Annotated in this window: 15 protein-coding genes; 8 read left to right on the top strand and 7 right to left on the bottom strand. The window is 32.7% G+C overall.

Annotated features, from left to right (window positions below; genetic code table 11):
* Positions 1-3: 3 nt before the first annotated feature.
* The 7 genes from murD to mraZ are packed head-to-tail and all read right to left on the bottom strand — an operon-like array spanning position 4 to position 7,736.
* The gene (gene murD / locus F7018_RS15490; protein WP_150901010.1) at positions 4-1,338 is read right to left on the bottom strand and encodes a UDP-N-acetylmuramoyl-L-alanine--D-glutamate ligase; all 1,335 of its coding nucleotides are present in this window, start codon (positions 1,336-1,338) and stop codon (positions 4-6) included.
* A gap of 2 nt (positions 1,339-1,340) precedes the next feature.
* A complete protein-coding gene (gene mraY, locus F7018_RS15495) occupies positions 1,341-2,567 on the bottom strand; it encodes a phospho-N-acetylmuramoyl-pentapeptide-transferase (protein ID WP_150901011.1) in 1,227 nt (408 codons plus the stop codon).
* A 5-nt stretch (positions 2,568-2,572) separates the two neighbouring features.
* The gene (locus F7018_RS15500) at positions 2,573-4,036 is read right to left on the bottom strand and encodes a UDP-N-acetylmuramoyl-L-alanyl-D-glutamate--2,6-diaminopimelate ligase (RefSeq protein WP_150901012.1); all 1,464 of its coding nucleotides are present in this window, start codon (positions 4,034-4,036) and stop codon (positions 2,573-2,575) included.
* On the bottom strand, positions 4,037-6,049 hold the full coding sequence (locus F7018_RS15505) for a penicillin-binding protein (RefSeq protein ID WP_246175218.1): 2,013 nt from the start codon (positions 6,047-6,049) through the stop codon (positions 4,037-4,039).
* A 7-nt stretch (positions 6,050-6,056) separates the two neighbouring features.
* Positions 6,057-6,386, bottom strand: coding sequence for an FtsL-like putative cell division protein (locus tag F7018_RS15510; protein ID WP_150901013.1), 330 nt, complete (start codon positions 6,384-6,386; stop codon positions 6,057-6,059).
* Positions 6,386-7,282: a 16S rRNA (cytosine(1402)-N(4))-methyltransferase RsmH gene (gene rsmH / locus F7018_RS15515; protein WP_150901014.1), complete on the bottom strand. Its 897-nt coding sequence runs from the start codon at positions 7,280-7,282 to the stop codon at positions 6,386-6,388. The genes F7018_RS15510 and rsmH overlap by 1 nt, the downstream gene beginning before the upstream one ends.
* Positions 7,269-7,736, bottom strand: coding sequence for a division/cell wall cluster transcriptional repressor MraZ (mraZ, locus tag F7018_RS15520; RefSeq protein WP_150901015.1), 468 nt, complete (start codon positions 7,734-7,736; stop codon positions 7,269-7,271). The genes rsmH and mraZ overlap by 14 nt, the downstream gene beginning before the upstream one ends.
* Positions 7,737-7,938: 202 nt before the next feature.
* Between mraZ and F7018_RS15525 the strand changes: the two genes are divergently transcribed.
* From F7018_RS15525 to F7018_RS15560, 8 genes are read left to right on the top strand one after another with little or no spacing between them, the layout of a single operon-like run.
* On the top strand, positions 7,939-8,703 hold the full coding sequence (locus tag F7018_RS15525) for an alpha/beta fold hydrolase (protein WP_150901016.1): 765 nt from the start codon (positions 7,939-7,941) through the stop codon (positions 8,701-8,703).
* 28 nt (positions 8,704-8,731) lie between these two features.
* Entirely contained in the window at positions 8,732-9,343 is a 612-nt protein-coding gene (yihA, locus tag F7018_RS15530) for a ribosome biogenesis GTP-binding protein YihA/YsxC (RefSeq protein ID WP_150901017.1), read from the top strand.
* A gap of 33 nt (positions 9,344-9,376) precedes the next feature.
* Positions 9,377-10,063 carry an RluA family pseudouridine synthase gene (locus tag F7018_RS15535; RefSeq protein ID WP_150901018.1) on the top strand — a complete coding sequence of 229 codons (687 nt, stop codon included), beginning with the start codon at positions 9,377-9,379 and terminating at the stop codon, positions 10,061-10,063.
* A gap of 26 nt (positions 10,064-10,089) precedes the next feature.
* Complete coding sequence (locus tag F7018_RS15540) at positions 10,090-11,121, top strand: alkane 1-monooxygenase (protein WP_150901019.1); 1,032 nt, start codon at positions 10,090-10,092, stop codon at positions 11,119-11,121.
* 4 nt (positions 11,122-11,125) lie between these two features.
* Complete coding sequence (locus F7018_RS15545; RefSeq protein ID WP_150901020.1) at positions 11,126-12,499, top strand: aldehyde dehydrogenase; 1,374 nt, start codon at positions 11,126-11,128, stop codon at positions 12,497-12,499.
* A complete protein-coding gene (locus tag F7018_RS15550) occupies positions 12,492-13,157 on the top strand; it encodes a hypothetical protein (RefSeq protein ID WP_150901021.1) in 666 nt (221 codons plus the stop codon). The genes F7018_RS15545 and F7018_RS15550 overlap by 8 nt, the downstream gene beginning before the upstream one ends.
* Positions 13,147-13,890: a nitroreductase family protein gene (locus F7018_RS15555; protein WP_150901022.1), complete on the top strand. Its 744-nt coding sequence runs from the start codon at positions 13,147-13,149 to the stop codon at positions 13,888-13,890. The genes F7018_RS15550 and F7018_RS15555 overlap by 11 nt, the downstream gene beginning before the upstream one ends.
* Position 13,891: 1 nt before the next feature.
* Positions 13,892-14,434 carry a DUF1131 family protein gene (locus F7018_RS15560; RefSeq protein ID WP_175578755.1) on the top strand — a complete coding sequence of 181 codons (543 nt, stop codon included), beginning with the start codon at positions 13,892-13,894 and terminating at the stop codon, positions 14,432-14,434.
* Positions 14,435-14,447: the final 13 nt, after the last annotated feature.

The following is a 14,447-nucleotide window of genomic DNA, read 5'->3' on the forward strand; positions in this document are numbered from 1 at the left end:
GTTTTATAAATTTTTAACCGCTTCTCTAAATTTATTCCCTCGATCCTCGTAACTATCAAACAAATCAAAACTTGCACATGCTGGCGACAACAAAACTGCATCACCCTTTTTTGCTATTTTATGAGACACCTTAACAGCCTCTTCAGCTCCTGCTGTTTCAACCATTACCTCTACAACATTTTGAAATGTTTCTATAATCTTTTGATTATCCAACCCTAAACATACGATTGCTTTTACCTTTTCTCTAACCAAAGGCATTAAATCTGTGTAATCATTTCCTTTATCTACCCCCCCTACAATCCACACTGTTGGAGCCTCCATACATTCTAATGCATAATAAACAGCATTTACGTTTGTAGCTTTACTATCGTTTATATACTGAACTCCATTAATTTTTTGCACATTTTCTAAACGATGCTCTACTCCTTCAAAATCAGATAAACTCTCTGCTATTGTATTTTTTCTAACTTGTAATAATCGAGCTGCCATTGATGCTGCCATTGCATTCTTAGTATTATGTTTTCCTTTTAATGCTAATTCAGAAACATTCATTAGTACTTCTTCTGTATTTAATTTCATTATTATCTTATCTTGTCTTAAAAAGGCTCCAAACTCTAATTCTTTTTCAATTGAAAAAGGAACTAATTTTGCCTTTACTTTATTATTTTTCAACCAATTTTGTATCGCTTTGTCATCTGCGTCATAAATCAAAAAATCTTTTTCTGTTTGATTTTTTGTAATGCGAAACTTTGACGCTATGTACTTTTCAAAATCATAATCATACCTATCTAAATGATCTGGTGATATGTTTGTTATAATTGCTATATGTGAATTAAACTCTTCAATCCCATCCAACTGAAAACTACTCAATTCTAACACATACTCTTTGTAATCTTGCTCAGCTATTTGCTTTGCAAAACTATCACCTATATTTCCACCTATACCAACATCTAGTCCTCCTTGTTTTAACAAGTGATGCGCTAACAACGTTGTAGTTGTTTTACCATTTGATCCTGTTATTCCTACTATAGTTGCATTTGTATATTTAGACGCAAACTCTATTTCAGAAATAACCTTTACACCTGCTACCATCAATTTTTGCACTAAGGCAACTTTTTCTGGTATACCAGGGCTTTTCATTACCAAATTAGCATTCAATATTTTACTTTTCGTATGCTGATTTTCCTCAAAATCTATAGCATTATGTAAAAGAACCTTTTTATACCTTTCTGCTATGCTTCCTTTATCTGAAACAAAAACATCAAAGCCTTTTTGCTTTCCTAAAATAGCTGTTCCTACACCGCTTTCTCCTCCTCCTAAAACAACCAACCTTTCCATTACTATCTCAGTTTTAGAGTTACTATCGTAAACACTGCTAATAAAATTCCTACAATCCAAAAACGTGTAACAATTTTACTTTCATGATAATTTGACTTCTGATAATGGTGATGTAAAGGCGACATTTTAAAAACACGCCTTCCTTCTCCAAACTTCTTTTTTGTATACTTAAACCAAGAAACCTGAATCATTACCGATAAATTTTCAACCACAAAAACTCCTGCTAATATTGGCAACAATAATTCTTTTCGAATTGCAATTGCTATTACCGCTATAATCCCTCCAATGGTTAAACTTCCTGTATCTCCCATAAATACCTGAGCTGGATACGTGTTATACCATAAAAATCCTATTAAAGCCCCTGCAAAAGCAAGTATAAACACTGCCATTTCTCCAGATTTAGGGATATACATTACATCTAAATAATCTGCAAAAATTATATTACCAGATACCCATGCAAAAATTGCCAAAGTAACCACCATAATTGCAGATGTTCCAGCTGCTAAACCATCAATCCCATCTGTTAAATTAGCGCCATTTGAAATTCCTGTTACGATAAAAACAACAACAAATATGAATACAATCCACCCATACTTCCTATAATCATCTCCTAGAAAACTTAGTGCTTTTGCATAATCTAACTCATTGTCTTTTAAAAATGGCACCGTAGTTTTAGTTGATTTATGCGCCTCTCCAAAAACCTTCTTCTTACCATCAACCTGAACTATTTGCTCTGAAGCCGGTAACTGCTCTTTTATTGTTACATCTTGGTGAAAATAAAGCATTGAACCTACAATAAGCCCAAGCCCAACTTGACCTAGCACTTTAAACTTACCTTTCAATCCAGCCTTATCTTTTTTAAACACCTTTATATAATCATCTGCAAAACCTATTAACCCCATCCAAACCGTTGTGATTAATAAAATGATGATATAAATATTTTCTAACCTTGCCAATAACAAGACCGGTATTAATGTTGCAAAAATGATAATAACACCTCCCATTGTTGGTGTACCTGCTTTTTGTACCTGCCCCTCTAAACCTAAATCTCTAACCGTTTCACCTACCTGTTGTCTTCTTAAATAATTAATGATTTTTTTTCCAAAAATCGTAGAAATTAATAATGACAAAATAAACGCTGTTGCTGAACGGAACGTAATGAATTGAAATACACTCGCCCCCGTTAGGTTAAATTCGCTTTCTAAATATTGAAATATATAATACAGCATTTATTTTAGTTTTTTAGTTGATTAAAACAATTAGTCACTTCTTCTAAATCATCAAAATGGTGTTTAACTCCATTTATTTCTTGATAATTTTCATGCCCTTTTCCTGCAATCAATATTATATCTCCAGCTTCTGCTAACTTACATGCTGTTTTTATAGCTTGTCTTCTATCTAAAATTGATAATGTTTTTTTATAGTTTTCTGCCGACACTCCCTCTTCCATTTCATCAATAATTACCTGCGCATCTTCTGTCCTAGGATTATCTGATGTAAAAATTGCTTGATCGCTTAATTGTGATGCTATAAGTGCCATTTTCGGACGCTTGGTTTTATCTCTATCTCCTCCGCAACCTACTACTGTGAATACTTTTTCGTTTCCTGTTCGAATATCATTTATCGTTTGCAATACATTTTTCAAAGCATCTGGTGTATGCGCATAATCAACTATAGCTGTTACTTTATCTTCAGATACCGTATACTCAAAACGCCCTCTTACACTCTCCAACTCACTCACTATTCTTAAAGTTTCAAACTTTTCAAAACCTAATAAATCTGCCACACCAAAAATCGCCGCTAGATTATAAGCATTAAATTCCCCTATCAATCTTGTCCAGATTTCAATTCCATTTATAGACAATAATGTTCCAGAAAAACGTTTTTCTAAAACTTTTACTTTATAATCTCCTAATGTTTTTAAAGCATATGATTTCTTATTTGCTTTTGTATTCTGAAGCATTATTTGACCGTTTTTATCATCAATATTCACCAAAGCGAATGCTGATTTTGGCAATGAGTCAAAAAACGACTTTTTCACATCTCTATATTCTGCAAAAGTCTCATGATAATCTAAATGGTCGTGAGATAGATTTGTAAAAACACCTCCTACAAAACTCAATCCTTCAGTTCTCTTTTGATGCACTCCATGCGAGCTAACCTCCATAAAACAGTACTCAACCCCTTCTTCAACCATTAATGACAGGTATTTGTTAATCATTAATGAATTTGGAGTTGTATGTGTTGCCTCGTACTCAACTTCATCAACCATTACTTTCACAGTTGAAAGCAAACCTACTTTATAACCCGCTTTTTTAAACAGCTTATACAATAATGTAGCAATGGTTGTTTTACCGTTAGTACCTGTAACTCCCACCAACTTCAAATCACCACTCGGATTACCATAAAAATTAGCTGACATTACTGCCAAAGCAACGCTAGAATCTACCACTTCTATATAGGTAACATCTTCCATCATATTAGCTGGAAGCTTTTCACAAATAATCGTATTTGCCCCCAACCCTAATGCCTTATCTATAAACTGATGCCCATCTACCATCACTCCTTTTTGAGCAACAAAAACATCATTTTTTTCAATTTGCCTACTATCAAATTGAATATCCTTCACCATCACATCTGTATTTCCATGCACTGCATTTACAGATACTTTATATAATATGTCTTTTAATCTCTTCAACTACGATAGTTTTAAATAAACTGTTCTTCCTTTTGACACTTTTATTCCTTTTTGTATCGACTGCTCTTTTACTTTACCCATTCCAGAAAACTTAACTTTAAGCCCCATATTTTCAAGTAACGCTATAGCATCCATACCACTCATACCCACAACCTTAGGCATGATTGTTTTATATTTTCTTAATTTCTGATAATACACCTGATATTCCTTATCAAGATTCAAGTTTGACATTTGATCAGACACTCTTTGATTATTAACAGGTGTTGTTGTATATATTTTTTGAGCAATCTCCTTAAAAACTGGAGCAGCCACTGTAGCTCCATAATACCCTTTTTCCTTTTTTGGACTATGCACAACCACTATACATGAATACTTAGGATTCTTTGCTGGAAAAAAACCTGCAAAAGACGCTACATATTTCTTATTCGAATAATGTCCATATACCGTTTTACCGTTTTTATCTTTATGCTTAGGAATCCATTTTTTTGCAGTCCCTGTTTTTCCTGCCATTGAAAAATTAGAAGAATACACATTTTTTGCAGTCCCTTTTTTCACCACATTCTCCATCACTTTTCTAACCTTATTCAAAGTTGTTTGCGACGCTATCCTCTCCTTTACAACCTCAGTTTCAAATCTTTCTTCCACCTTTCCTCCAACTCTTAATTCTTTTACAAAAAACGGTTTCACCATTTTACCATCATTTGCTACCGCATTATAAAAAGCTAGTGTTTGCAAAGGTGTTAAAGACACTCCATAACCCCAAGCCATCCACTCTAATGATATTGGACTCCATCTTTTTTCTGACGGATTTGGAATATACGGTTTTCCTTCTCCTAAAATTTTAACTCCCGTCATTTGATCTAATCCAAACGACTTAATTTTCTTGATAAATTTCTTAGGATTTCTATCATAATGCTTTTGAATTGTTTTTACAATCCCAACATTTGATGACACTTCAAATACACGCGCTAAAGAAACCCTTCCAAAACCTCCTCTTTTACTATCCTCTACCTTTCTATTATTTATAAAAATCTTTCCTTTTTCACAATCCACAACATTAGATGTATCCGCTAACTTATCTTCAAGAACCGCCATTAAACTCGCTAACTTGAATGTTGAACCTGGCTCATGACTCTCCCACACAGCATAGTTTCTTTTTTCGTAATATCTACCTTTCGATGTTCTTCCTAAGTTAGAAATTGCTTTTATCTCACCTGTTTCAACCTCCATAACCACAGCACATCCATGATCTGCCTCAAAATACTCTAACTGCTTAAGCAATGCATGATGTGTTATATCTTGAATATTTACATCTATTGTGGTAATTACATCACTTCCATCTACTGGCTCTTTTTCATTTACATCATTTACCGGCTTCCATTGCCCTTTTGCAATTTTCTTTTTTAAACGCCAACCATTCTCACCCTGCATATAATCTGCAAAAGCCCCTTCAATACCAGCACCTCCTCTATGGTTATCGTAACCTATTGTTCTTTCTGCAATCTTACCTATAGGATGTACACGAACCGTTTTTTGCTCAGCTATAAAACCACCTCTATAAACCCCCAGCTTAAAAATTGGGAAGCTTTTCATTTTCGTATAATCATTATACCCAACATCTCTTGCAATTAACAAATAGCGATTTTTTCTATTCTTAGCTTCTCGTAGCTTTTCCTGATAATAATCCGCCGATTTACCCAACAATCCTGACAACGATTCTGCAAGAGCTCGAATATTTTTCTCAAACACCTCTGAATCTACCGTAACCACATCCATTCGAATAGTATATCTCGACATTGAAGTTGCCAAAAGATTTCCATCCGCTGCATACACATTACCCCTGTTTGCAAAAATCGTATCGTTTTTTACTGTCTTTTCTAGCGCTAACTTCTTATACTTAGCACCATCAACATATTGAAGATTAAAGATTCTAAACAGGATAACAATAAAAAAAAGCGTCATTAAAATCGCAACCACATAGAGCTTATTTAATATACCTTTCTTTACTACCATTTTTATCCTATTCTACTTTAGTTGTTACTTTTATTTTTTGAGGAGGTGTCTTCGCTGGAGACAACCCATTTACTTTTACTTTATCACGAATACTACTCTCTAACTTCATCCGCATCAACCTTGTATTCGTATCTATATCTTCCGCTCGCAACTCTCTTTTTTGCTTATTCAATTCTGCTATTCGAACCACCTTAGCATCTATACTATGCGAACTAGATATCATTATTAACAATAGAATCACTACAAATATTAATATTCGCCAATTATCAAAGGAACTCTCATCCGTCAAGAACCGTCCTTTCAGCACACCATAAATACCTTCCTTAACTTTCGACATTATTTTAATGTTGCAATCCTTAACTTAGCACTTCTTGCTCTATTATTCTCTTTTATCTCTTCTTGAGTAGGCACTATCATTTTACCTACTTTTTTCAGCGGCACATTAATATTCCCATAAAAATCCTTCTCTGGTTCTCCACTAAACAACCCCGTCCTTATAAAACGCTTCACCAACCTATCTTCTAAAGAATGATATGAAATAACACTCAATCTACCCTCTTCATTTAGCAAACCTGGAATCTGCTCCAAAAACTCCTTCAACACATCCAACTCCTGATTCACTTCAATCCTAACCGCTTGAAATATCTGAGCCAAAATCTTATGCTCTTTTGCTTTTGGTAAAAAAGCTCGCAACACCTCTCTCAACTGAAAACTAGTCTCTATCCTCTCTTCTTCTCTAGCCTCTACAATTGTTTTAGCCAACACTCTAGCATTCCTCAACTCTCCATACAAGAAAAGCACATCCGCTAATTTATCTTCCTCGTATTTATTAATGATTTTTTTCGCAGACAATTCAGACTTCTGATCCATCCTCATATCCAAATCTGCATCAAATCGTGTAGAAAATCCTCTTTCTGCTTCATCAAACTGATGAGACGAAACACCTAAATCTGCCAAAACACCATCTACTTTTCTCACACCGTAAAAACGCAAAAACCTAGAAATAAAACGAAAATTCTCTCCAATTAAAACAAAACGCTCATCATCTATTTTATTTCGTTGCGCATCCGGATCTTGATCAAATGCAAACAACCTCCCGTTCTCACCTAACCTACTCAATATCTCCCTAGAGTGACCCCCACCTCCAAACGTCACATCAACATACACTCCATCTTCTTTTACATCAAGCGCATCAACACTTTCTTTCAACAAAACCGGATTATGATAATTCATCTACATCTATATTTCCCATCACCTCTTCTGCTAAATCAGCAAAATCAACAACAGCTTCATCAATAACTTTTTCGTACTTACCTTTATCCCAAATCTCAATAATATTAACCGCAGATGAAAGCACCACCTGCTTCTCTATTCCCGCAAATTGACATAAATCTTTTGGAATTAAAACTCTACCAGAAGCATCCATTTCTACAACCTTCACACCAGCAGTAAACCTTCTAATAAAATCATTATTCTTCTTTACAAAACGATTTAATTTATTAATCTTTTGCATCACCATGTTCCATTCTTGCATTGGATACAACTCCAAACAAGACTGAAAAACAGACCTCTTAACCACAAAACCCTCTTGTAACACAGAAGATAACTGCTTTTTAAAAGCTGACGAAACCATCAACCTTCCCTTAACATCTACCTTACACTCATATGTCCCAATTAGATTTATCACGCCCAGAAACCATAGTTTGCACCAAAAATAAAAAATAATTACCACTTTTTACCACTTTTTACCACTTTGTTGATAAGTTTTACCCTTTTTGTTAAAAAACTGATTATTAGAGCATTTAGTTTTATAATTGATACTGAAATAATAAAAATGAGAATATCCCAAAAAAGAACTACATTTGCGGTTGAGTCAAATCTTAGATACAATGACTGAATTTTTAAAGAAAGAAGGTAAATTTACATACGCGGAAGCGGGAGAAGGAAACCCTATCATTATACTACACGGTTTAATGGGAGCGTTGAGTAATTTTGACTCAACGTTTAACTACCTTTCTCAAAAAGGATATAAAATATTCATCCCTGAATTACCTTTATACACTTTACCTCTACTCAAAACCAATGTAAAAAATCTTGCTAAATTTTTACATGATTTTATAGAATACAAAAATCTTAAAGATGTAACACTTTTAGGAAATTCTTTAGGTGGACATATTGCTTTATACTACACAAAACACTATAGTTCTGATATTAAGTCATTAGTTCTAACTGGTAGTTCTGGTTTATATGAAAACTCTATGGGAAGTAACTATCCTAGAAGAGGCGACAAGGAATTTGTTCGCAGAAAAATAGAAGAAGTTTTTTACGATCCAGCTATAGCTACTGATGATTTATTTGATCAAGTTTATGAAGTAATCAACGACCGAAATACTCTTGTTAGAACATTAGCTATTGCTAAAAGTGCTGTAAGACACAATATGGCTAAAGACTTACCTAACATGGAACAGCCTACTTGTTTAATTTGGGGTAAACAGGACTCTGTTACTCCTCCTGAAGTTGCTGAAGATTTCCACAGACTTTTACCAAATTCAGATTTATTTTGGATTGATAAATGTGGGCACGCTGCTATGATGGAGACTCCTGATGAATTTAATAAAATATTAGAAGCTTGGCTTTCTAATCAAAATATATAATAGCTTTTAATAAGCTAAATCTATATTTATGAAAATAAAATCTGCTGAATTTGTAATGAGTAACAGTAATGTTACTAAGGCTCCGAAAGACAGAATACCGGAATATGCTTTTATCGGTAGGTCTAACGTTGGTAAATCTTCGTTAATCAATATGTTAATGGAGCGAAAAGATTTAGCAAAAACCTCTGGAAAACCAGGAAAAACACAACTTATAAATCATTTTAAAATTAATAATGAATGGTTTTTAGTGGATTTACCTGGTTATGGATATGCTCAAGTTTCTAAAAAGAAAAGGACTATTTTTCAATATTTTATTGAAAATTACTTCAAAGAAAGAGAGCAATTAGTTTGCACTTTTGTTTTAGTTGACAGTCGACACGATCCTCAAAAAATAGATTTAGAGTTCATGGAATTTTTAGGAAAAAACCGTATTCCTTTCTGTATTGTTTTCACCAAAGCAGATAAATTAGGAAGCTCTAAATTAAACAAACAGATAACTGCCTACAAAAAGAAATTACTTCAATTTTGGGAAGAACTCCCTATGTCTTTTGTTACTTCCTCTTCAACTGGATTTGGTAGAGATGAATTCCTTAATTTTATTGACGGAGTTAATCAGGATGTAGCCGAAAACTTTAAATAAACCATTTTTATTTATTGCTTATAATTTCAGAAAATGTATTCTACCAAAAATAATCTGCAAGTTTTACATGAAGATAATCACATTATTATAGTAAACAAACGTGCTGGAGATATTGTTCAAGGAGATAAAACTGGAGACAAACCCTTATCGGATGTTGTTAAAGAATACATTAAAATAAAATACAATAAACCTGGAGCTGTTTTTTTAGGTACTGTTCATAGACTCGACAGACCTACTTCTGGTATTGTTATATATGCTAGAACATCAAAAGCATTAGAACGTTTAAACAAAATGCTTAGGGAGAAAACAATACAGAAAACGTATTGGGCTGTTGTTAAAAATCAACCTAAAAAAACAACAGACACTCTAGTTAATTTCTTAAAGAAAAACCCTAAAAACAACAAATCTACCGCTTACTCTAAAGAAATCGACGGAAGTAAAAAAGCCATTTTACATTATCAAGTTTTAAAAAAACTAGATAATTATTCTTTACTAGAAATTGATTTGGAAACTGGTCGTCACCATCAAATTCGAGTACAATTATCTAACATTGGCTCTACTATAAAAGGAGATTTAAAATACGGAGCTAAAAGAAGCAATAAAGACGGAAGCATTCATCTTCACGCAAGAAAAATTAAATTTACTCACCCTGTAAGCAAAGAATTAATTAAAGTAATTGCCCCAACTCCCTCAAATCCTATTTGGGATGCTTGTTTGTAATTTGTATCTTTAGGGAAATTTCAACCATGAAAGCCCTTAAGTTTTTATCAATTTTAATACTCCCTATCACCGTATACGTTTCTTTTACAAATAACGGTTGGTTAACCATATTACCTTTGATTACCTTTTTTGGTTTTGTACCATTATTAGAACTTCTATTTAAACCAGACAAAGAAAACTTCGAAAAAGAGCAAGAAAAAATTGAGAAAGAAAATAGATTATATACCTACATTTTATATTTAACCATCCCTATACAATTAATCTTTTTAGTTTGGTTTTTTTATATAATTCAAGAACCAGAATTAACGACATTAGAATACATTGGCAAAATTTCTGCCATGGGTCTTATGTGTGGAGTTATTGGCTTAAATGTTGGACATGAATTAGGTCACAGAAATAATAGATTTGATGAATTTTTAGGTGAGATTTTGTTATTAACTTCATTAAATACTCACTTTTTACCTTATCATAATGCAGGGCATCATTTAAATGTTGCCACTCCTAAAGATGCTGCTACCGCAAGAAAAAATGAAATTTTATATTCTTTTTGGATTCGCTCACATTTCCAAAGTTATTATCAAGCCTGGGAAGCAGAAAACAAACGAATGAAAAACTTAAATAGAAATTGGTTTCATCATCAAAACAGAATGCTTGTTTATACATTTTGTAACATCATTTTAATCTTTAGCATTTTCTTTTTTTTCAATCTTAATGTTCTTTTAAGTTTTTTAGCTGCTGCTGTTTTTGGTATTTTATTACTAGAAACTGTCAACTATATTGAACATTACGGATTATTGAGAAAGAAAAATGAAAAGGGTAGATATGAACGTGTAAAAAGAACACACTCATGGAATTCTGACCATGTAATTGGAAAGATTATGTTATTTAATTTATCTCGTCATTCAGACCATCATTATAACGGAAGTAAACATTATCAAATATTAAAATCATTACCTGAAAGTCCTCAAATGCCGACAGGATACCCTGGCATGATGCTAGTAGCACTCTTTCCTCCTTTATGGTTTAAATTAATGAACAAAAAACTACAAGAAATTTAACTTTATGAATATTAAAGACCTCGTTCAGTCACAAAAAAAATATTTTTCTCAACAACACACTAAGGATATCTCTTTTAGAAAAGATGCTTTAAAAAGGCTTCAAAAAGAAATTATTAAAAGAGAAGACGACATTATAAAAGCTCTTCATGATGATTTTAAAAAATCTGAATACGAAGCAGTAATGACCGAAACTTCCATAGTGTTGGCTGAATTAAAAATGGCTATTAAAAATATTCATTCTTGGAGCAAACCTAAAAGAGTTTTACCTTCTTTATTGAATTTTCCATCATCAGCAAAAATTTACAAAGAACCTTATGGAATTGTTTTAATTATTGCTCCTTGGAACTACCCATATCAACTAGCTTTTGCTCCTTTATTGGGTGCTATCGCAGCTGGAAACACCGTAGTTTTAAAACCTTCAGAACTCACTCCTCATGTAAGTAAAATTACCAAAGAAATAGTAGAAGCTGTTTTTGACAAAAATCATGTAGCTGTAATTGAAGGTGGTGTGGATGTTGCTCAAGAATTGTTAGCGCAACGATGGGACTATATTTTCTTTACAGGAAGTGTACCTGTGGGAAGAATAGTAGCAAAAGCTGCTGCTGAGCACATTACTCCTGTTACTTTAGAACTTGGAGGAAAAAGTCCATGTATTGTTGACGAAACTGCTAATATAAAGCTAGCTGCTAAACGATTGGTTTGGGGTAAATTTTTAAATGGCGGACAAACTTGCATTGCCCCAGATTATTTACTAATTCACAAAGCGGTTAAAGATAAATTCACTACTCACTTTAAAGAGGAGTTAATAAAAGCTTATGGCGAAAATCCTCAGAAGTCTGAGGACTACCCAAGAATTGTAAACACCAGAAACTTTGACCGTTTAGCTCTAATGCTTGATAATGAAAATTTTATTATTGGTGGACAAACCAATAGAGAAGATAGATATATTGCTCCAACCATTATTGATGAACCGAGCTTAGACAGTGAGGTGATGAAAGGTGAAATTTTCGGACCTATTTTTCCATTAATCTCTTATGAAAACGAAGAAGATATAGCCAAAATTTTAGCTAATTACGACAAACCTTTAGCCTTATACGTGTTTACAACTCGTACTCGTTTTGCAAAAAAAATAATAGCAACTTATTCTTTTGGAGGTGGTACTATAAACGATACGACTATTCATTTTGCAAATCATAGGTTACCTTTTGGTGGTGTAGGTGAAAGTGGAATTGGAGGATATCATGGAAAACAAACTTTTGACACTTTTTCTCACAACAAAGGAGTTGTTACAAGAGGAAACTGGTTAGACATACCTACTAGATATGCACCTTACAAAGGAAAGTTAAAACAGCTAAAATCACTAATGAAGTTTGGGTAGAATTCAATTCAGATTTAAGTATTTAGTTTTATTTGGATTTTTTCTTATTCTTCAATGCGATAAAAAAGAAATCACCGAACAAAAAGATTGGAATAAAATATCCAACTCTAAGAAATGGAGTAACTATATTTTATTTATCCAAGATTACCCCCAATCTAAAAAAGCTGAGGAAGCTATAAATAAATCTATCTCATTATTTGATGCTGGAGGCTGCTATAGATTCAATTTAAGTTTTGATTCATATTCAAAGAATCATTTATTCAGCCAAGACTCCATTATAAACTATGATTCTATAAAAAATATAGCTTTAAACTACCTTGTTAATGGTATCTCAAAAGAAAATAAAAACTTATTAGAAATTAAAATCCCTAACACAAATCAACATTACTTAATTTCAAAAGGAATGTTTGAATTAAAATTACCCAAGAGCATTTCCAATCCTTATTTTCAAAAAACCATAATCGAACTAACCAAAGCAATTAAAGAATACAAAGAATATTTAGCCAAAGAATGGTTTAATAAGCCATATAAACACTTAACTAAAAAAGAAAAAAAATTATTAAATGAAAATGATTTCCCTAGATTAATATTTTGGAAACACTCAAAACTACCCCCTATTCAACCTGCTAAAAAAGACTCAACATCATATGAACCTTAAAAATGAAAAAACAGTATCTGAAGCTATTAGCTATAGACGCTCTGTAAGAGTATATGACCCTGAAAAAACTATCGACAGTGCTATCGTAAAAAAATGCTTACAACAAGCTAGCTTAGCACCAACAAGTAGCAACATGCAATTGTGGGAATTTTATCATATTACCTCTAAAGAAACAATTGCTAAAATTGCTCCTTTATGTTTTAATCAAAATGCTGCAAAAACTGCACAGCAATTAGTTGTTTTTGTAGTTCGCAAGGATTTATGGCGAAAACGAGCCAAAGCAAACTTATCTTTTATGGATAAAACTTTTGGTAAAAACAATCCAAAATCTGAACAAAGCAGTAGAGAAAAAGTAGCTCGTAACTATTATGGTAAAATTATACCTTTTGCTTACGCTGACTTTATGGGGATTTTAGGTTTCTTTAAATATTTAATGATTTTAATTACTGGATTGTTCCGACCAATATATCGAGAAGTCCGCAATAGCGACATGCGCATTGTTGCTCATAAAACTTGTGGGTTAGCAGCTCAAACCTTTATGCTTTCTATGGCAGCTGAAAATTACGATACCTGCCCTATGGAAGGCTCAGACACTTGGAGAGTTAAAAAATTATTAAACATACCAAGTAGTGCAGAAATCAATATGATTGTTTCATGCGGTATTCGAAAACCTGAAGGTGTTTATGGCGAACGTTTTAGAATTCCTTTTAACGAAATTTATAAAGAAATATAACATGAAAAAGCTATTATTTTTTCTTGTACTTATTATATCAACTACAATAAGTTGTAAACAAAAGAAAACTTCTAAAAAAACTACTGAATTTTCCATTACCAATAATGGTATCAACAACATTAACTTACAAGAATGTATTACGATAGACAATCTACAAACTACCTTTCCTTCTTACACTATTATTTCTAAAGTTGGTCAACAAGACGGACCTGATTATCGTTATTTTGAAGTCTCAAAAGATAATACTATTCTTAATTTCATTATGAATGAGCAAAAAACTTGTATTATTAATGAAATTAATGCTCAAACGAATTTAGAAGACATGTATGGAGTAAAAGTTGGAATGACTTATGAAGAAGTAAAGAAATTACGACCTAACATTTCTCATAAAACAGATTTTCATTTTCATACCATTTTATCTGAACCTAACTCAAATTTACAATACGAAATATCTGGAACTTACAATGGTCCAGACAAACAAGATTTTATTTATGAAGAGGTAAAAAAATGGAAAGTAGTACAATTTATAATTAGAGAACATTAACTTGTTGGGGAGC

Origin of the sequence: Tenacibaculum aiptasiae (assembly GCF_008806755.1) — a bacterium.
Classification (GTDB): Bacteria; Bacteroidota; Bacteroidia; order Flavobacteriales; family Flavobacteriaceae; genus Polaribacter; species Polaribacter aiptasiae.